Here is an 18,490-nt window from a genome sequence, read left to right on the forward strand (position 1 = left end):
CCCGGTTATCCCGATCGGGCTGCGGCCCGCGATCGCGTCGATCGCGTCTCTGGCACGAGGCGGCGGCGGCCCGCCACGGACAGGCGTCCGCGGCGCAGGATCGGAAGATCCAAGTGTGGGGCCTGATCGCCCGCAAGTCTGTCCTGAAAGTTTCGTGAAAGTGTGCGGATTTGTATGCGAATGTCGGAGTGTGTCGAACCGGCCGGGCGGTCAAATCATCGAAACGTCCGGTCGGGCAGCATGCGAGTGCTTCCGTGGCAGGATGGCCGATGCGCGTCGGGCCCTCGCTTCGACGCGACACTTCGACGCGGCCTCTCCCGGGTCATCGCATGTCCGGGACACGCCAGGTTCCGGTCGCGGCGCGCGGATCATGCTGCGCTTGCGTTTGCGCGCTCCGCCACGATCGTGGCGGATCGTCAGACGTCGTTTCATCGGGAAACGCCTATTGGTGCAATTCGGATTTATTGCGGATTATCACTTGCGTTTCACGGCAGTCTATCTAGACTGGTCAAACCAAAACGGTCGAATGTGTCATTTTCTTCAGGAGACGATCCAATGCGCCTCACTATTCGGATTAATGGCAGCGAGTCGGCAACCCGTCACTCCTTCGCGGTGCTCTGGGTCGATACCGATGAGGGGCTGTGGTCACGCGAGGCACACCAGGGAATCGATCTTCCGAGCTGGGGCAAGGTCCGGGACGTGGAAGGCGCAATGGCCCTCTGCGCGGCCGACAGCGGGAATGCCGTATGCCAGTTGAAGGGGCTGTCGTTCAGCGCGACGCAGCGCGAACAAGGTCCGGCTGTGCTCGCCGGCGAGCACCCCGACGGCGCATGGCGTCTGCAGGCGGTCGATCGTTCCACGGCGGAGCCGGAATATCATGAATTTATTTCCGTCGCGCGATAGGTATTTTTGACGGCAATCCTCTGCGGTTTTCGGGTTTATTCCAGTTTCCGCGATATTCATTTAGATATTCACGAATAACGGCGCCTCTCTTCGAGGCGCCTTTTTATTTTCCGGACCCTTAATTAATCGGGGCCGGGTTAATCGAACCGCGGCGGCGGTAACAACGCTCCGCCCATCCCTCCCGGCTCCGTCGGCACACGTACGTCAGGCCGCATTGCCATTTCGCCGCGCTCCCCTTCTTCGGACCGTGCCCGGACGGAAACGCAAACCTTTTATGGGGCCGAAACATACTTTCCCCACATGATGTTTACTCATTTATTACAATCGCATTATTCCAACTGACTTGCCGCCGTCCGGCGGCCCGACCCGGCCCTTGCATGAGCGTGAAAAAGAAGACCCATCCCGCCGATCCATACGCCGCCGCGACCAAGCATCCGATGCTCGCGTCGCGCCTGCCGATGTGGCGCTCGAAGCTGGTCGTGATCATGGTGTCCCTCGGTTTCGCCGCGCTGATCGGACGCGCCTTCTGGGTGCAGGTCGCGAACCAGGATTTCTACGTCGGGGAAGGCCAGAAGCGCTACCAGCGCACGATCGAGCTCGACGCGATGCGCGGGCGCATCGTCGACCGCAACGGCGCGATGCTCGCGGTCAGCCTGTCGACGTATGAAATCTGGGCGAATCCGAAACAGGTCGCCGAAATCGACTATCCGCAGATCGCGAAGCTGCTCGACATGCCGCTCGCGGAAGTGAAGCGCCGCCTGCGCAACGACCGCACGTTCGTGCTGCTCAAGCGGCAGATCGACGCCGACACCGCGAGCCGGCTCGACAAGCTCGAGATCGACGGCATCACGCAGATCGCCGACTCGAAGCGCTTCTATCCGGAGGGCGAATCGGCCGCGCACGTAGTCGGCTTCACCAACGTCGAGGACAAGGGCCAGGAAGGCGTCGAGCTCGCGGCGAACGGGCGGCTGTCGGGCACCTCCGGGCAGCGCGAGGTGATCCGCGACCGGCTCGGCCGCATCGTGTCCGACACGCGTCCGCTCGTGCCCGCGCAGCACGGCGCGACGATCGAACTGACGATCGACCGGCGAATCCAGCAGCTCGCGTTCAGCCAGCTCAAGGCTGCGGTGCTCGAGAACAACGCGATAGCCGGCAGCGTGGTCGTGCTGGACGCGCAGAACGGCGAAATCCTCGCGCTCGCGAACTACCCGACCTTCGACCCGAACGACCGCGCCCGGCTGACGGGCCAGCAGTTGCGCAACCGCGCGGTGATCGACACGTTCGAGCCGGGTTCGACGATCAAGCCGCTCGTCGTCGCGCTGTCGATCGACGAGCGCAAGGTCACGCCGAACACGATCATCAACACATCGCCCGGCACCTACAAGATCGGCCCGGCCGTGATCCACGACACGTCGAACCACGGCTCGCTGACCGTCTCGCAGGCGCTGCAGAAGTCGAGCAACGTCGCGCTCGCGAAGCTGGCGCTGAACCTGCCCGCCGAAACGATCTGGAACAAATACCAGGAATACGGGATCGGCCGCGCGCCGGAGCTGACATTCCCGGGCGTCGCGTCGGGCCGCCTGCGCGGCTACAAGCGCTGGCGGCCGATCGAGCAGGCGACGATGGCGTACGGCTACGGGCTGTCGATGTCGCTGCTGCAGATCGCGCAGACCTACACCGCCTACGCGGGCGACGGCACGCTGCACCCGGTGTCGCTGCTGAAGAACGGCTCCGACCCGCAGACGATCAATGCCCATCGCGGCCACCGCGTGACGTCGCCGCAAACCGCGGCGGCGATCCGCGCGATGCTCGAGTCGGCCGTCGGCGAAGGCGGCACGGGGCGCCGCGCGCGCGTCGACGGGTACCGGATCGGCGGCAAGACGGGCACGGCGCGCAAGCAGGTCGGCGCGACCTATGCGAAGGGCAAGTACCGCGCATTGTTCGCGGGGATGGCGCCGATGAGCAACCCGCGCCTGATCGTCGCGGTGATGATCGACGAGCCACGCGGCAAGGGCTATTACGGCGGCACGGTGGCCGGCCCGGTGTTCTCGTCGGTCACGAGCGGCTCGCTGCAGTTGCTCGGCGTGCCGCCCGACGCACCGGTCGAGCCGACGCCGAATGCGCCGGTCAAGGCCGCACCGCAGAAGACCGTCGCGGCGCCGAAGGCCACGGCGCAACCGAATACGGCGGGCGAGCAGAAGGCATCGGCCCCCGTGAAAACGGCCGCGCAATCCGGCGCGGCCGTACCGGCGAAGGCGGCGGCAGGCTGAAGCCGCCGTGGCGCACTGGGCGCCGCGCGAGGCGAACAGGTCGACTGTTCGCCGTGCCGAATTCCCGGCACGCCCGCTTTCCGCTGGCCGACACTATCCCGCCACCCGCGCGAACCCGGCCGCGCGACCGTCAGTGCGCGTGCGCATCCGCCACCGGCTTCACCATCCTGCCGAGCACGTGCTCGGTCATTCCGCGCGCGAGTTCGCTCTCGCCCATGAATACGGTGCCGACACCCTCGCTCGACAGCAACGCGGCCTCTTCGCTGCTGTTCGTGCACAGCACGACCTCCAGCATCGGGTTCAATGTGCGCGAGATCTCGACGATCTGCCGCACGTCGAATACGTCCGGCAGCGTGACGACCAGCATCCCGGCGCGCGCGATATGCGCCTGCACGAGCACGACCGGCTCGATCGCGTCGCCCGACACGGCGGCGACGCCGTCCGCGCGCAGCTTTTCGACGAGCTCGCGATTCTGCTCGACGACGACATACGCGATGCCGCGCTCGTCCAGCGCATGCGCGATCCGCGTGCCGACCTTGCCGTAGCCGACGATCACGACCTGCCCGGTCAGGTGCGTCTGCGGCGTCGACATCGGCAGCGCGGCGAGCGGATCGTCGCGTGCCTCGAGCTTGCGCGCGAATGCCGAATGCTTGCGGATCCACGCGAGCGCCGGATCGATCATCGCGAACAGCAGCGTGTTCATCGCGATCGAGATCAACGCGACCGCGAGGATCAGGCTCTGCCCTTCGGCCGACAGCAGCCCCAGCGCACGACCGAGCCCCGCGAGAATGAACGAGAATTCGCCGATCTGCGCGAGGCCCGCGCCGACCGTCAGCGCGGTGTTCAGCGGATAGCGGAACGCGATCACGAGCGCGACCGCCGCGAGCGTCTTGCCGATCAGGACGATCGCCGCGACTTCGATCACGTGCAGCGGCTCGGTGAGCAGCACCGTCGGATCGAACAGCATCCCGACCGAAATGAAGAACAGCACCGAGAACGCGTCGCGCAGCGGCAGCGTCTCGTCGGCCGCGCGCCGGCTGAACTCCGACTCGCGCATCATCATCCCGGCGAAGAAAGCGCCGAGCGCGAACGACACGTCGAACAGCTTCGCCGCGCCGAACGCGATGCCGACCGCCGCGGCGATCATGCACAGCGTGAACAGCTCGCGCGAACCGGTGCGCGCGACGAGCCACAGGATGCGCGGGAACACGCGCTTGCCGACCACGAGCATCAGTGCGATGAACGCGGCGACCTTCAGCATCGTGACGCCGAGCGTGCCCCACACGCTACCGCCGGCCGCGTGCGCATCGCCGGGCGGCGTGCCGCCGAGCAGCCCCGCGACGGGCGGCAGCAGCACGAGCACCAGCACCATCACGAGATCCTCGACGACGAGCCAGCCGACCGCGATGCGCCCATTCACCGTCTCGACGAGCCCGCGCCCCTCGAGCGCCCGCAGCAGCACGACCGTGCTCGCGACCGACAGCGCGAGCCCGAACACGAGCGCCGCACCGAGGCTCCAGCCCCACGTGAGCGCGAGCCCGCCGCCGAGCAACGTTGCGACGGTAATCTGGACGACGGCCCCCGGCAGGGCGATCTTGCGCACCGCGAGCAGATCGCCGAGCGAGAAATGCAGGCCGACACCGAACATCAGCAGCATCACGCCGACTTCCGCGAGTTGCTGCGCGAGCGACAGGTCGCCGACGAAACCGGGCGTGCCGGGGCCGATCACGATCCCGGCGAGCAGATAGCCGACGAGCGGCGGCATTTTCAGCAGTGACGCGAGGTAACCGAAGATCATCGCGAGACCGAAACCGGCCGCGAGCAACGCAATCAGGCTGACGTCATGAGGCATCCCCCCTCCCGAGTTCTTGTAACTATTTAGTAAGGTTCAAGAATGGAAGGATAAGGGATGAGATGGAAAAATGGCGGGCCACCGCGAAAAATTCACGCGGTGGCCCGCCATTGCGGGGGTACTACCCCGGGCAGCCGGAACGCGCCCCCACGCGCCGGCCGGCGGCGCGAGGCGGATCGATCGGGCGGCGACCGGCGTCCCGCCGCGTGCGTCAGCGCGACGCCTGCGGGAACCGCGCGCCCGGCGGCGGCTCCGGCCGCGTCGACGGCGTGCTCTTGCGCACCTTTGCGACCTGCGCGGCCGTGATCGCCGTGCCCGTATTGCCCCAGCTCGTGCGCACGAAGTTCGACACGTCCGCGACTTCCTGGTCCGACAGGCGCCAGCCCAACGGCGGCATCGTGAAGGTCGACGGCGCGGTGTGCGTCCCCTGCAGCGCGCTGCCCTCCAGCACGACGTGGATCAGCGACGTCGGATCCTCGCCCTGCACGACCGGGTTGCCGGCGAGCGCCGGGAACACGCGCGTGTAGCCGTGGCCGTCGCTGCGGTGGCACGCCATGCAGTTGTCACGATAGACGGCGGCGCCCGGCTTGCTCGCGTCGCCGGTCTGCAGCGCCTTCGCCGCGGCCGCGTCGTACATGTGCGGCTGCTCGCCCTGCACGCGCGGCGGCAGCGTCTTGAGGTAGCGCGCGATCGCGGTAAGGTCGTTGTCGCTCAAGTGCTGCATGCTGTGGCCGACCACGTCCGTCATCCCGCCGAACGCGGCCGTGCGCAGCGTGCGGCCGGTCTTCAGGAACTGCACGATCTCGGATTCGCTCCACGTGCCGAGCCCGGTGCGCGGCTCGCCGCGCAGGCTCGTCGGCACCCAGCCGTCGATCGCCGCGCCGCCGGCCAGGAAGTCGAGGCCGCCCGCATCGGTCAGCGCGCGCTCCTGCATCGTCGCCGCACGCGGCGTGTGGCACGCGCCGCAATGACCGAGACCCTGCACGAGATACGCGCCGCGCGCGACCACCGGATCGGTGTACGACGCCGCATCGAACGGCTTCGGCGCCGGCGCGAATAGCTTGCGCCAGAACATCAGCGGCCAGCGCATCGACAGGGGCCACACGATGTCGACCGCGCGGTTTTCGCGTTCGACCGGCGTGACGCCGTGCATGAAGTACGCATACAGCGCCTTCACGTCGTCGTCGCTCAGGCGCGCGTAGGACGGGTACGGCATCGCCGGGTACATCGTGTCGCCGTTCTTGCGGACGCCCTCGCGCACCGCGCGAGTGAAGTCGTCGAGCGTCCAGCCGCCGAGGCCCGTCTTCGGGTCCGGCGTGATGTTGGTCGAATAGATCGCGCCGATCGGCGTGTCGAACTTCAGCCCGCCCGCGAACGGCTTGCCGCCGCTTGCAGTGTGGCATGCGATGCAGTCGCCCGCGCGGGCAAGATATTCGCCGCGCTTGACGAGGTTCGCGTCGGCCGATTGTGCCGCCGGTGCCGCCGTCGGGCCCGAAGCCGCAGCCGGCACCGCCGGCTGCGCGAAGGCCGCCCCGCCCGCGAGACCGAACGCCGCCCATGCCGTGCCGATCGCCAGTGCGCGCCGCAGCGGGGAAATTCGGCGCGCGGCGTTGTGGTGGTTCACTGTCCTCTTCATGCGGTCACCAGCGGAGCGGGATTTTTCAGGTATTGCTCGCGGATCGCGCGTGCCGACCAGTAGGCCAGCGCCGCGACGATCCCGGTCGGGTTGTAGCCGATGCCTTGCGGCAGCGCCGACGCGCCCATCACGAACACGTTGTGCACGTCCCAGCATTGCAGGTAGCGGTTCAGCACGCTCGTCTTCGGATCGGTGCCCATGATCGCGCCGCCGACCAGGTGCGTCGTCTGGTATGCGCGCGAATCGAAGTGCTTGCCGAACTCGCGCGTCGACACGCCGATCGCCTTCGGCCCCATCGCCTCCGCGATCCTCTTCATCTGCCCTGTCACGTACTGCGCCATCTTGATGTCGTTGTCCTTCCAGTCGAACGTCATCCGCAAGAGCGGCTGGCCGTACGAATCGCGATAGGTCGGATCGAGGTCGAGGTAGACATCGCGGTACGACATGTTCGTGCCGTGCGCATCCATCGAGATCGTGTGCGCATAGTTGTCCTTCACGGCCTTCTTCCACGCGGCGCCCCATTGCGGCGTGCCCGGCGGCGTCGCAATGCCGCTGATCGGCTTCACGCCGGCCTGGTTCACCCACAGCGGCGAACCGCCGACGAAGCCGAGCGGGCCATGGTCGAAGTTGTCCGCGTTGAAGTCGTCCACCGCGACGCCGTTGCCGCCCGCGCCGATGAACGGGTTCGTGAAGGTGTCCTTGTCGAAGAACGCCTTGATCGTCGACAGGTTCTGGTACGCGAAATTGCGGCCCACCACGCCTTCGCCCGAGATCGGGTCGTACGGCTTGCCGATACCCGACAGCAGCAGCAGGTGCACGTTGTGATACTGGAACGCCGCGACGATCACGAGATCGGCCGGCTGGTGCACTTCACGGCCGGCCGGGTCGACGTAGGTGACACCCGTCGCACGCTTCTTCGTGTCGTCGAGGTCCACGCGCAACACGTGGCACTTCGAGCGCAGCTCGAAGTTCGGCGCCTGCTTCAGCGCCGGCAGGATGTTCAGGTTCGGCGACGCCTTCGAGTACATGTAGCACGCGTAGCCACTGCAGTAGCCGCAGAAGTTGCACGGGCCCATCTGCACGCCGTACGGGTTCGTGTATGGACCCGACGTATTCGCCGACGGCAGCCGGTACGGATGCAGGCCGAGCGACTTGGCCGCGTCGAAGAAGCGCTGCGCCGAATAGGTATTGAGCTGCGCGGGCAGCGGGAAGTTGTCGCTGCGGTTCGCTTCGAACACGTTGCCGTCGCCGACCACCTTGCCGCCGACCTTGTACGCCTGCCCCGACGTGCCGAACACCTTCTCGGCGAAGTCGAAATGCGGCTCGAGCTCGTCGTAGGTCACGCCCGTGTCCTGGATCGTCATCCCTTCCGGGATGAACTTCTTGCCGTAGCGCTCTTCGTAGTGGCTGCGCAGGCGCAGCTCTTCCGGCGTGATCCGGAAATGTACGCCCGACCAGTGCAGCCCCGCGCCGCCGACGCCCTCGCCCGGCAGGAACGCGGCGAGCTGCCGGTACGGCAGCGCGGTGTCCTGCACGCCGTGGCGGATCGACACGGTCGTCTTCGACAGGTCGAGGAACAGCTTCTTGCGGACGTTGTAGGTCAGCTCGTCGATCGTGTTCGGATACGCGCCGTCCGGGTAGGTGTCGCGATACTCGCCGCGCTCGAGCGCGACGACGTTCAGGCCCGCTTCGGTCAGTTCCTTCGCGAGAATCGCGCCGGTCCAGCCGAAGCCGACGATCACCGCATCGACATGCGGCTTTTTCTCTGCGGCCATCAGCTGCGCTCCCCGTTGATCGAGACGGGGCCGTACGGGTACGGCTTGCCGTTCTGGTTGACGAAATCCATGAAGTCGGCGCGCGCGCCCGGAAAACCGATCATCTTCCACGCGGCCATGTCGTGATTGCCGCCGTGCACCGGATCGCAGAAGTAGCCTTCGCGCGTGTTCTGCAGCAACTGGCCGAAGAACACGGCGGACGGCACGTCGTCGATCTGCGCGCCGCCTTTTTCGAGTGTGCCGAGCACGGTGTCGCGAGTCGGCGCGTCGAGATCGGCGAACACCTTGCCATGGGCCTTTTCGCAATAGCGGTTGACCGCCGCGATGCCGAGCCGGTAGATGTCGCGTGGCACGAGCTTGAGCTGGTAGCCGAGCTCGGGCACGCCCTGCTGGAACGGCCCCTGCATGTACCACGTTGCGCCGTGTGCGTACGGGGTTTCCATCTGGCGGTCGATGAATTCGGGCACGCCGGATTCGAGCGCGCCGGGGCCTTCGGCGTCGGCCGGGATCAACCGGTCGACGGCGGCCTGGACGAACGCCCACTCCTTCGCATCGAAGAAGGTCGGCTTGTACGGCGCGCGTTCGCCGCCGGCCGGCGCTGTGGAGGCATTGCCGGCCGTGGTCGAGGACGACGACGAGCGCAGGTCGCAACCGGCGACCGACGCGATCGGCACGAGCGCGACCGACGTGCGCAGGAAGCGGCGACGCGAATTGGGTTTGTCGGGTGGCGTGGACATGGTCGGATGGTGATCGTTGTGGAACGTGGTTCGGGGCCCGCATTCCGCATGCGGCATGCCCGGCACGGCAGCCTTGCCGCGCGCGGCCGGCCGTCCTGTTCTTGCGGCGTTGCGAACAACCTCGATGCGGGCGCACGCCACGCGCTGCGCGGTGGCGCCGTCATGCAGCCGCGCAGCGCGCCGGTTCCGGCGCGCTGCGGGTTCGACCTCTTCGCGGGTCTGATCATCGGGCAGGTACCGGCTTGCCGCCCGCATCTGCCCTTCATCGCCATGGCCCTGTTCAACTTAGACGCCGCGCTGGCCGACGGCAAGCGCATCGTGCACGACCCTCATTCCGGGCCCGACGACAAACGCCGCGAATTATAAATGGAACCGGTTCCATTTCCAAAGGGTTCAATGCAATTCATTACATCGAAAACCGCAATAATGAGGAAATCGTTTTCCGGAATGCGCAAGAGCCGTGGCGCGGGTCGTGTCGACGCTCACCACGGTGGCGCGATGCGCGGGCTTCGCCCACTCCGCGCGTTCCATCGCGACGCCGCGACGGGCGTCAGGGCGCCGCGCGCTGCAAACTGGCTGCCGCGCCAGGCGCGACGCTCATCACGACCACAGCATCGACGCGATCGACAACGAGAGCGCCACGCACAGCGGCGAGTAACACAGGCTGTCCATCTGCGCGAAACGCGACCCGCGCACCCGCTTGAAGAAGCCGACGTAGCGGAAATCGCCGACCGCGCGCACCGCGAAGATCAATGCGAGCGCAACGATCGCGAGCGCGATCGCGCCGGGATACAGGTTCGGCCACAGCCAGCCGGCGCGCGACGCCACCGCGCATGCGCCGGCCAGCAACGCCGTCGCGACGGCGAGCGTGCCGAGCATGGTCGGCCGCAGGAGCGGTACCCCGTCCTGTTCCGGAATGGCCGCACGCTTGCCGAACCGTCCGCCGAACGCCCAGTAGACGTGAACGATTGCAATCGCACAAAGCGTCGGCACGCTGAAATACGCGCCGCTCATCTCGGTAAGGTTCCTTGTCTCATCGTGTCGTGATCCAGCCGGAACGGCTCCGGCAGCACGCGGCTCCGTTCCGCGCAACACGAGACGATACCCAAACCACGTGCCGCATGCATTGCGACGTCCGGTCGCAATACGCCACGCCGCGTGCTGCGATGCAATGCGCGCGCACCGTCGCACCGGCCGCCGCTTGACTTCCCTCCGGGCACCACTACCCTTTTATTCCAGTACGGCACTCGAACCGTGCATGCGCAGCGGTCGCATACGTGCCGTTCGCCGGCGCGCTCGGGCACGACAACAATGACGAATACCCATGGAGGCGACTCATGCTGATCGGTGTGCCGAAGGAGATCAAGAATCACGAGTACCGCGTCGGCCTCACGCCGGCCGGCACACGCGAACTCACGCGTCATGGCCACGGCGTGCTCGTGCAGCGCGGCGCGGGCACCGCGATCGGTCTGCACGACGACGACTACACTGCCGCCGGCGCGACATTGTGCGACGACGCGCGCGACGTCTTCGCGCGCGCCGACATGATCATCAAGGTCAAGGAGCCGCAGGCGGCCGAGTGCGCGATGCTGCGGCGCGGACAGATTCTTTATACGTATCTGCATCTCGCGCCCGATCCCCAGCAGGCGGCAGCGCTGGTGAAGTCCGGCGCGGTGTGCATCGCGTACGAGACCGTGACGGGCCCCGGCGGCGGGCTGCCGCTGCTCGCGCCGATGAGCGAGGTCGCGGGACGCATGTCGATCCAGGTCGCGGCGACGCACCTCGAAAGCCCGCGCGGCGGCCGCGGCGTGCTGATGGCCGGCGTGCCCGGCGTGCCGGCCGCGCACGTCGTGGTGCTGGGCGCAGGCGTGGTGGGCACCGGTGCGCTGCAGATGGCGGTCGGCCTCGGCGCACGCGTCACCGTGCTCGACACGAACGTGGGCCGGCTGCGCCAGCTCGACCTGGTCTTCGCGAACCGGATCGCGACCGTCTGCTCGAACGCGCACACGATCGACGAAGCCGTGCGCGACGCCGACGTCGTGATCGGCGCGGTGCTCGTGCCGGGCGCGTCGGCGCCGCGGCTGGTCACGCGCGACATGATCGCGACGATGCGCACGGGTGCCGTCGTCGTCGACGTCGCGATCGACCAGGGCGGCTGCTTCGAGACATCGCATGCAACGACACATGCGCAGCCGACCTTCGTCGTCGACGGCGTCGTGCACTACTGCGTCGCGAACATGCCCGGCGCGGTCGCGCGCACGTCGACGTTCGCGTTGAACAATGCGACGCTCGGCCATGCGCTCGCGCTCGCCGACAAGGGCTGGAAACGCGCGATGGCCGACGATCCCCATCTGCGCGCGGGCCTCAACGTGTGCGACGGCCGCATCACCTACGAGGCCGTCGCGCTGGCGCTCGGCCTGCCGTACGTGCCAGCGGAAGACGTGCTGGCCTGACTTCGGCGTGCGCCGTCACGCGCCCTTCGGGCGCCCGCGCTTCGACGCGCTGCTGGCGCGCATCGTGCGCGCCAGCAGCGGCCGCAGTTGCGCGAGCGTGCGCGTGTTGAGCACGTCGTGCCGCGTGAGCCAACCACGCCGCGCCTGGCCGATACCGTATTCGAGGTTGTCCAGATCGTCGGCGCACCGTGCGTCCGAGCCGATCGCCACGGCGACACCGGCTTTCGCGGCCTCGCGGCACCAGACGTCCGGCAGATCGAGCCGTCGCGGGTCGCCATCGAGTTCGACGAAGCAGCGGCGCGCGGCGGCTGCGGCGAGCACACGCGGCACGTCGAGTTCGCATGCGTCGCGTTCGCCGAGCAGCCGGCCGGTCGGATGCGCGAGGATCGTGAAATACGGATGATCCATCGCACGCAGGATTCGCCCGGTCTGCGCGTCGCCTGTCAGGTCGAAGCCGTCGCGCACCGCGCCGACGACGAGGTCGAGGCGCCCAAGCACGTCGTCGGGCACGTCGAGACTGCCGTCTTCGCGAATGCCGGCCTCGACACCCTTCAACAGCACGAAGTCGTCGAATGACGCGTTGAGGCGGTCGATCTCGTCGACCTGCCGCACGAGCCAGTCGCGATCGGCTCGGCCACCTTGCGTATCCGGTGCGCGATCGGTGACGGCCAGATACGCGAGCCCGCGGGCCCGGGCCGCATCCGCCATTGCGCGCAGGCTGTCGCGCCCGGCCGACGCCCTGGTATGCGCATGCAGATCGCCATGAACGTGCCTGCGCTCGACCAGCGCCGGCAGCGTGCCCGCGCGCGACGCGTCGATCTCGCCGCGGTCCTCGCGCAACTCGGGCGGCACCCAGTGAAGACCGATCGCCTCGTAGACGGATGCCTCCGTCGCGCCCGCGATCCGCTCGTCGCCGCGGAATACGCCGTATTCGTTGATCTTAAGGCCGCCGGCCTGCGCGATCCTGCGCAGGGCGATGTTGTGCGCCTTCGATCCCGTGAAATAGACGAGCGCGGCACCGAACGCGTCGGCATCGACGACGCGCAGGTCCACCTGCAGCCCGTTGCCGAGCATGACGCTCGAACGCGTCTTGCCGTTCGCGAGCACGCGCGCGACTTCACCGTAGCCGACGAACGCATCGGCCACCGCGGCCGGATCGCGCGCCGTCACGAGGATGTCGAGGTCGCCGACCGTCTCGCGGTTGCGGCGAAAACTGCCCGCCGGCACCGCTTCCCCGACGCCGGCCACCTTGCGCAGACGCTCGAGCAACGGCATCAGCGATTGCGCGGCATCCGGCAGCAGGAAGCGTTGCGGCTCGCGCTTCAGGCGGTCGTCGATCGCGTCGAGGAGATGGGCTTCGGTCTTCGCGCCGAAACCCGGCAGCGCGCGCACGTGCCCGCTCTTCGCTTCGACGCGTAGCTGTTCGAGCGACTCGACGTGCAGTGCGTCATGCAGCGCCTTGACTCGTTTTGCGCCGAGCCCCGGCACGTCGAGCAGTTCGACGATCGCGCGCGGCAGCGCATGGCGTAGCGTTTGCTGCAGTTCGCAGGTGCCGGTCGAGGCGATCTCGCGCAGCTTAGCCGCGAGATCGGCACCGATCGATGGAATCCGGCCGAGATCGCCGCCGCTCGCGAGCATCGCCGGAATGTCGCGCCCGTAATCGGCAATCGTCCGTGCCGCGTTGCGATAGGCGCGCACCCTGAACGGGTTGGCGCCCTGGATCTCGAGCATATCGGCGATTTCGGCGAAGACGGCCGCACACTCGGCATTGTGGATCGGCATGGTCGGCGTGGCTCCCTCCCACGTGGATGGCGCCGTGCGCTGGTGCGGCGGCCTCTGCCCGCCCGGCGCCGCATGTCGACGACGACGGGCGCCCGTTGATCATCCTGCACCGATTGCCCGTGTCATGTCGCGCGAGGCATGCGGCCTGCGCGGCTCCTGCGCCGATACATCAGAGCGATGCGCGCGGCGTCGTCGCGTAGCGACGCTCGTACAGGGACTGGCAATGCGTGCAACGCTCGGCAGTCGGGCGCGCGAGCAGCCGCGCGTAGCCGACCGGCGCATCGCAATCGATGCATTCGCCGTAGCTGCCGTCGCGGATGCGCTGCTGCGCGCGCCCGATCGCACGCAACTCGGCCAGCTTCATTCCGATCAGCGCGTGATCCATGTCGACGAACAGATCGGCGTTCGCCTCGTCGCCCTCGTCCGGCGCCGCGCCGGCGAGCTCCGCATAGGACTCCGACGCGCGCTGGTCCTCGCTCGTCCGGATGTTCGCCCGCAACGCCAGCTCGCTCTCGGTCAGGCGCCGCTGCAGCGTCTGCCGTTGTTCTCGATCGAGCGCCATCGCCGTCTCTCCTTTTCCGGGTTCCGCGCAAAGCGCATGCGGCGCGCGGTTGTCGCGCCGGTGCGCGGCGGGCCGGAACGCCCGGCTCGCCGCGCCCGGATGCGCGCCCGGCCGCACGAAGCGCCGGACGCATTCGACGCAGCATAAACCCAATGCACACGCATGTGTTGACCGTCGTCAGCGCCCGCACCATGCGCGCGAAAAACCGGGGACCGACGCGATAATCCGGCACGCCCGCATTCGTCTGACGCAGCCGCCGTTGAGGTCGATCAATCCCCTGTAAAAAGTTGCGACGTAGATTGAAAGCATGCGCGGTGAATCCGCGGCTTTCCGGGAGAACGTCATGTTGTTCGGCGTCGTCATCTGGGTGGCCCTTGCGGCCCTGTTCCCGACGATGGTCGTGCCGACGATCCAGCACGCCATCCAGCCGTCGAGCGCGCAAGCCGCGCCCGATGCCAGCCCCGCCGTCACGCCCACCGCGTCGCCGGCGGCCGCTCAGCCGCCGTCGGACGGTTGACGCGCGGTTTCAGGTGCGCCGTTGCGTGGAGCATCGCATCGACGACGAATGAACCGCGCATAATACTTCGCAATCCTGTTCATCAAAATGCATTACGCCCGACGAAGCCACGAACGACCGTCATCAGGATGATCTTCATGTCGAACCAGAAGCTCCAGTTCTGCATGTAGAACAGATCGAACTTCACACGCGCGGCCATCGCCTCGACCTTGCGCGTCTCGCCGCGATAGCCGTTCACCTGCGCCCATCCGGTGATCCCCGGCCGTACGCGATAGCGATACATGTAGCAGTCGACCAGTTGCCGGTAGAAGTCGTCGTGTTCGATCGCATGCGGACGCGGGCCAACCACCGACATCTGGCCGAACAACACGTTGAAGAACTGGGGCAGCTCGTCGAGCGACGTGCGCCGCAGGAACGCGCCGACAGGCGTGATGCGCGCGTCGTTGCGCGATGCCTGCCGTACGACACCGGGCTGTGCGCGATGCACGCGCATCGTCCTGAACTTGAGGATGTGAAACTCGCGACCATCGGCACCCTTGCGGCGCTGCCTGAACAAGACAGGCCCCGGCGACGACAGCTTCACGGCGACCGCCAGCACCGCAAGCAGCGGCAGCAGCGGGATCAGCACGGCGACCGCGAACATCCGGTCGAACGCGAACTTCGCCCACAGTTCCGGAGCGGAACGCGGCGTGGTCGCGAGGTTGATTGCCGGCATGCCGAGCACATCGGTCGCGGATCGCTCGACGACCGCCATCTGCCGCACGTCAGGCAACAGTCGCAACTCGACGAACTCGTCGCGCAATTCGCGCACGATGCGCTGAATGCGCGACTCGTGCGACATCGGCAGCGTGAGCCACACTTCATCGATCTCGCCGCCGCGGATCATGCGCCGCAGCGCGCCCCAGTCGCCGATCACCGGGACGCCGCCGATTCCGTCGGCGGCTGCCGAGGCCGGCGCGTCGTCGTCGAACACGCAGGCCGCCGCGAACGGGCCGGCAGGCTCGCGCTGCATGCGCTCGATCGCCACCCGTCCGTAAGCGGTCGCGCCGACGATCGCGACCCGCCGCTGCCGCGCGCGCCGATCGCCCCGCTTGATCGCCAGCGCGCACAGTGCCAGCCTGCCAAGCAGCAGTGCCGCGTCGCCGGACAGCACCGTCCGCGCAATCCAGCGCGTCGTGACCGTGCCGCCGCGGTTCATGATCCACATCGTGCCAGCCACCGTCAGCATGCCCACGCACACAACGGCGATCATCGTGCGCGTCAGCACGGTGCCGCTGTCATGCGACGATGCCGCGCCGCGCGACAAGCGCACACTGCGCGGCAACAGCGCGACCGTCAACGCGCACAGCAATGCAATCGCGCCGCGCTGCGCGTCCGACAGATCGCGCCAGGCGAGTCCCATCACCGCCTGCGCGGCGAGCGCGCCTGCCAGCACGAGCGCGGCATCGGCCGCGGCGATCGCGGCGCGCCGCATCGTATTCGTTCCACCCGCCGTCGCATGCATCGTCACGCACCGTGCGCGGGGAATCCGCCGTGCACATCGTGCATGCGCGATCGCACCGGCATCGATCGCACGCCGGCACGCGTGCCGAGCAGCCGGCGATAGTCCGCACGAATCAGCTCGTAGCACTCGCACGCCTGGCGCTCGAGGCTGTCGCGATCGAGCACCGTGATGCGGCCGCGACGTTGACGAATCAGCCCGGCTTCCTGCAGGTTGCCGGCTGCTTCCGTCACCCCCTCGCGACGCACGCCGAGCATGTTCGCGATCGTCTGCTGCGTGACGGCCAGTTCGTCGCCGTCGATCCGGTCATGCGCGAGCAGCAGCCAGCGGCTCAACTGCTCGCTGACCGAGTGATGGCGGTTGCACAACGCGCTGCGCGAAATCTGCGCCATCATCGCCTGGCAGTAGTTCAACAACAGCCGATACGTCGCCGGCGAACGTTCGAATTCCGCGCGCATCACGCAGGTCGGCACACGGTAGGCCATCCCGCCGATACGGACTTCGATGCGGTTCGATACCGAGGTGCCGCCGACGAGCGTCGCCAGGCCGACCACACCTTCGCGGCCGACCACGGCAACCTCGACCATCGCGCCGTCTTCCATCAGGTGCTGCACCGACATCATGGCGGTCGTCGGGAAATGCAGATGGCGCATCGGTTCCCCGACACGGTCGAGCATGCCGGCCTTGATCCTGACCAGTTCGAGGTGCGGTGCGATGGCACGGATGCTGTCCTCCGGGAGGGCATCGAGGATGGCATTCGCCGAGTAGCTCGAGTGAAGATGAAGCATGTCTGTATCCCATTTGTCTTCCGCGCCGCATGCAGCTGCGTCAGCGGAACTCGTTATCGTGATGCGCGTCCGGATGGCGACGCGGGTTGCGGCCCACAACCCTCCATCCAATCAACCTGCGGCTTCACGCCGCCGGATCGAATCGGGCGTCCCGTTTCGATGCGCCCATCTCAATAAGCGATTTACGTGCCAATACCCGCCTCATCCTTAATATATAAATGACCGGCGATTTAGCCCCGCCGAATTACCAACTGAAAACTGTCAAAAGCGTCTCATTTTCGGACACCCTCTACCACAGTGGACACAGGAAGCGATTCGACTGATCAATGATCACCGAGTGCACGGCGGCGCCAGCAGCGGCGCGCGAAGCTTATCGTTCAAATACTTACGGGCCGTTTTCAATTGTTTCCGTGATGTCTCGCATGGCGCCTGGGCGGTTCACGGCACCTCGAATGATCGTTTGAAACTGTCTCAAATATGAATCTACACATTAATTTACGGCTTTGTAAGCGAACGCACATAACCCACATAACCACATGATTCGATTGATAAATTCACAACCGCAATCTCGATTGTCAAATAATGCTAGATGCATTCTTAATGTTTTACATGTACGATACCTGTCACTTCTCGATTGATTCCGGATCGACATCGAATTCTCGACTTATCCGTCGATCCATATCAACGCGATTAACTCTTCAGAGCATGATCTTCAAATCCATATAACATTTTCATTTACGTTGAATCGTCAAACTTTGTGAAGTGACGTAGTGCGCAATTTATCGAATTCAATTGCGTGCTAGCCTTTTCCCGCGATCGTCATTCGAATTTCGACGAACACAAATCCGCACGCGCGTGCTAAATCCCCCGGGATACCGCCGCGCGACGTGCGACCGCCCCCTACGAGGATGCGCCGTGACCCACCAGGCCAATGACGCCGTCGCCCACGCGAACGGCATGATCGAGCTCTCCCACAGCTTCGACGCCAACCGGTTCCTCGCGGCCCTCGACCGCGAGGAACGCGCCACGCTGATTGCCAATCTTCAGCTCGTTCACCTGAAATCGGGCCAGGTGCTGTGCGAGCCCGGCGAAACGCTCACCGCGGTTTACCTGCCCGTCACGACGGCGATTTCGCTGCAGTACGTTTCGTCCGGCGGCATGACGCTGGAAGTTGCCGAGATCGGCAGCGAGAGTGTCGTATGCGACGACGTGATCGGCGGCAGCGGCCGGATGCCGTGCCGTGCCGTCGCATGTCGCGACGGCTTCGTCTACCGGCTGGACCGACGCATCTTCGCCGCCGCTTTCGATGCGTCGCCGGTGATTCGCCACCTGGTGTTTGTCTGCGTGCGGCTGCTGATGGCCCAGGTATCGCAGATCACGTTCTGCAGCCGCCATCACGTGCTCAAACATCAGTTATGCAGATGGTTCCTGCTTGCCTACGACCGGTCGCGCAGCATCGAGATCCAGGTCACCCACAGCATGCTCGCGCAGATGCTCGGCGTGCGTCGCGAGACGGTCACGGACGCAGCCGGCGAGATTCAGAAACTCGGCCTGATTCGACAGTACCGGAGCTCGATCGAGCTTGCCGACCTTGCGGGCCTCGAGAAAATGTCATGCGGCTGCCGCGCAATCGTGCGCGACGAGATGAAGCGCATCCTGTCCGCCGACTCGAGCGTGACCGCCGCGGCACGCGCGTGATGCGCACGCCGTTTCA

At 66.6% G+C, this 18,490-nt stretch carries 15 protein-coding genes; 6 read left to right on the plus strand and 9 right to left on the minus strand.

Features of this window, described 5'->3' with window-relative positions:
• The first annotated feature begins 555 nt into the window (after positions 1-555).
• Both WS66_RS07165 and WS66_RS07170 read left to right on the plus strand, forming a co-directional pair.
• Entirely contained in the window at positions 556-903 is a 348-nt protein-coding gene (locus tag WS66_RS07165) for a DUF3564 family protein (protein WP_059599280.1), read from the plus strand.
• A gap of 377 nt (positions 904-1,280) precedes the next feature.
• Positions 1,281-3,173 (plus strand): peptidoglycan D,D-transpeptidase FtsI family protein, encoded by a 1,893-nt coding sequence (locus WS66_RS07170; RefSeq protein ID WP_059599279.1) that lies wholly within the window; start codon positions 1,281-1,283, stop codon positions 3,171-3,173.
• Between the two features lie 130 nt (positions 3,174-3,303).
• Here the strand turns inward: WS66_RS07170 and WS66_RS07175 are convergent, their stop codons facing one another.
• From WS66_RS07175 to WS66_RS07190, 4 genes are all read right to left on the minus strand, one after another.
• Complete coding sequence (locus WS66_RS07175) at positions 3,304-5,025, minus strand: cation:proton antiporter domain-containing protein (protein WP_059599278.1); 1,722 nt, start codon at positions 5,023-5,025, stop codon at positions 3,304-3,306.
• A 211-nt stretch (positions 5,026-5,236) separates the two neighbouring features.
• Positions 5,237-6,661: a cytochrome c gene (locus tag WS66_RS07180; protein ID WP_059599277.1), complete on the minus strand. Its 1,425-nt coding sequence runs from the start codon at positions 6,659-6,661 to the stop codon at positions 5,237-5,239.
• Positions 6,658-8,436 (minus strand): GMC family oxidoreductase, encoded by a 1,779-nt coding sequence (locus WS66_RS07185; protein ID WP_059599276.1) that lies wholly within the window; start codon positions 8,434-8,436, stop codon positions 6,658-6,660. The genes WS66_RS07180 and WS66_RS07185 overlap by 4 nt, the downstream gene beginning before the upstream one ends.
• Positions 8,436-9,173, minus strand: a complete 738-nt coding sequence (locus WS66_RS07190) for a gluconate 2-dehydrogenase subunit 3 family protein (RefSeq protein WP_059599275.1) — start codon at positions 9,171-9,173, stop codon at positions 8,436-8,438. The genes WS66_RS07185 and WS66_RS07190 overlap by 1 nt, the downstream gene beginning before the upstream one ends.
• A gap of 6 nt (positions 9,174-9,179) precedes the next feature.
• Here WS66_RS07190 and WS66_RS07195 point away from each other — a divergent pair, with 6 nt between their 5' ends.
• Positions 9,180-9,539 (plus strand): hypothetical protein, encoded by a 360-nt coding sequence (locus WS66_RS07195; RefSeq protein WP_059599274.1) that lies wholly within the window; start codon positions 9,180-9,182, stop codon positions 9,537-9,539.
• Positions 9,540-9,773: 234 nt separating this feature from the next.
• On the opposite strand, the gene WS66_RS07200 is transcribed toward WS66_RS07195, so the two are convergent.
• Positions 9,774-10,187, minus strand: a complete 414-nt coding sequence (locus WS66_RS07200; protein ID WP_059599273.1) for a DUF3995 domain-containing protein — start codon at positions 10,185-10,187, stop codon at positions 9,774-9,776.
• Positions 10,188-10,510: 323 nt separating this feature from the next.
• Here WS66_RS07200 and ald point away from each other — a divergent pair, with 323 nt between their 5' ends.
• Complete coding sequence (gene ald, locus WS66_RS07205) at positions 10,511-11,626, plus strand: alanine dehydrogenase (RefSeq protein ID WP_059599332.1); 1,116 nt, start codon at positions 10,511-10,513, stop codon at positions 11,624-11,626.
• A gap of 15 nt (positions 11,627-11,641) precedes the next feature.
• Here ald and polX read toward each other — a convergent pair whose 3' ends face one another.
• A complete protein-coding gene (polX, locus tag WS66_RS07210; protein WP_059599272.1) occupies positions 11,642-13,408 on the minus strand; it encodes a DNA polymerase/3'-5' exonuclease PolX in 1,767 nt (588 codons plus the stop codon).
• 169 nt (positions 13,409-13,577) lie between these two features.
• A complete protein-coding gene (locus tag WS66_RS07215) occupies positions 13,578-13,970 on the minus strand; it encodes a TraR/DksA family transcriptional regulator (protein WP_059599271.1) in 393 nt (130 codons plus the stop codon).
• A gap of 343 nt (positions 13,971-14,313) precedes the next feature.
• On the opposite strand from WS66_RS07215, the gene WS66_RS34030 reads away from it, so the two are divergent.
• Positions 14,314-14,487, plus strand: a complete 174-nt coding sequence (locus tag WS66_RS34030) for a hypothetical protein (protein WP_170296460.1) — start codon at positions 14,314-14,316, stop codon at positions 14,485-14,487.
• 82 nt (positions 14,488-14,569) lie between these two features.
• Here the strand turns inward: WS66_RS34030 and WS66_RS07225 are convergent, their stop codons facing one another.
• Both WS66_RS07225 and WS66_RS07230 read right to left on the minus strand, forming a co-directional pair.
• A complete protein-coding gene (locus WS66_RS07225) occupies positions 14,570-15,961 on the minus strand; it encodes an undecaprenyl-phosphate glucose phosphotransferase (protein ID WP_059599331.1) in 1,392 nt (463 codons plus the stop codon).
• A 32-nt stretch (positions 15,962-15,993) separates the two neighbouring features.
• The gene (locus WS66_RS07230; RefSeq protein ID WP_059599269.1) at positions 15,994-16,776 is read right to left on the minus strand and encodes a Crp/Fnr family transcriptional regulator; all 783 of its coding nucleotides are present in this window, start codon (positions 16,774-16,776) and stop codon (positions 15,994-15,996) included.
• A 915-nt stretch (positions 16,777-17,691) separates the two neighbouring features.
• On the opposite strand from WS66_RS07230, the gene WS66_RS07235 reads away from it, so the two are divergent.
• Positions 17,692-18,474 (plus strand): Crp/Fnr family transcriptional regulator, encoded by a 783-nt coding sequence (locus tag WS66_RS07235; RefSeq protein ID WP_179955235.1) that lies wholly within the window; start codon positions 17,692-17,694, stop codon positions 18,472-18,474.
• Positions 18,475-18,490: the final 16 nt, after the last annotated feature.

It is taken from the genome of Burkholderia sp. LA-2-3-30-S1-D2 (genome assembly GCF_001523915.2).
In the GTDB taxonomy this organism is placed as follows: domain Bacteria; phylum Pseudomonadota; class Gammaproteobacteria; order Burkholderiales; family Burkholderiaceae; genus Burkholderia; species Burkholderia diffusa.

Excerpts from the sequence above, each read along its gene's own strand:
- WS66_RS07165 (WP_059599280.1), top strand. The coding sequence starts at position 556 with ATGCGCCTCACTATTCGGATTAATGGCAGCGAGTCGGCAACCCGTCAC.
- WS66_RS07170 (WP_059599279.1), top strand. The coding sequence starts at position 1,281 with ATGAGCGTGAAAAAGAAGACCCATCCCGCCGATCCATACGCCGCCGCG.
- WS66_RS07175 (WP_059599278.1), bottom strand. The coding sequence starts at position 5,025 with ATGCCTCATGACGTCAGCCTGATTGCGTTGCTCGCGGCCGGTTTCGGT.
- WS66_RS07180 (WP_059599277.1), bottom strand. The coding sequence starts at position 6,661 with ATGAAGAGGACAGTGAACCACCACAACGCCGCGCGCCGAATTTCCCCG.
- WS66_RS07185 (WP_059599276.1), bottom strand. The coding sequence starts at position 8,436 with ATGGCCGCAGAGAAAAAGCCGCATGTCGATGCGGTGATCGTCGGCTTC.
- WS66_RS07190 (WP_059599275.1), bottom strand. The coding sequence starts at position 9,173 with ATGTCCACGCCACCCGACAAACCCAATTCGCGTCGCCGCTTCCTGCGC.
- WS66_RS07195 (WP_059599274.1), top strand. The coding sequence starts at position 9,180 with ATGGTGATCGTTGTGGAACGTGGTTCGGGGCCCGCATTCCGCATGCGG.
- WS66_RS07200 (WP_059599273.1), bottom strand. The coding sequence starts at position 10,187 with ATGAGCGGCGCGTATTTCAGCGTGCCGACGCTTTGTGCGATTGCAATC.
- ald (WP_059599332.1), top strand. The coding sequence starts at position 10,511 with ATGCTGATCGGTGTGCCGAAGGAGATCAAGAATCACGAGTACCGCGTC.
- polX (WP_059599272.1), bottom strand. The coding sequence starts at position 13,408 with ATGCCGATCCACAATGCCGAGTGTGCGGCCGTCTTCGCCGAAATCGCC.
- WS66_RS07215 (WP_059599271.1), bottom strand. The coding sequence starts at position 13,970 with ATGGCGCTCGATCGAGAACAACGGCAGACGCTGCAGCGGCGCCTGACC.
- WS66_RS34030 (WP_170296460.1), top strand. The coding sequence starts at position 14,314 with ATGTTGTTCGGCGTCGTCATCTGGGTGGCCCTTGCGGCCCTGTTCCCG.
- WS66_RS07225 (WP_059599331.1), bottom strand. The coding sequence starts at position 15,961 with ATGCGGCGCGCCGCGATCGCCGCGGCCGATGCCGCGCTCGTGCTGGCA.
- WS66_RS07230 (WP_059599269.1), bottom strand. The coding sequence starts at position 16,776 with ATGCTTCATCTTCACTCGAGCTACTCGGCGAATGCCATCCTCGATGCC.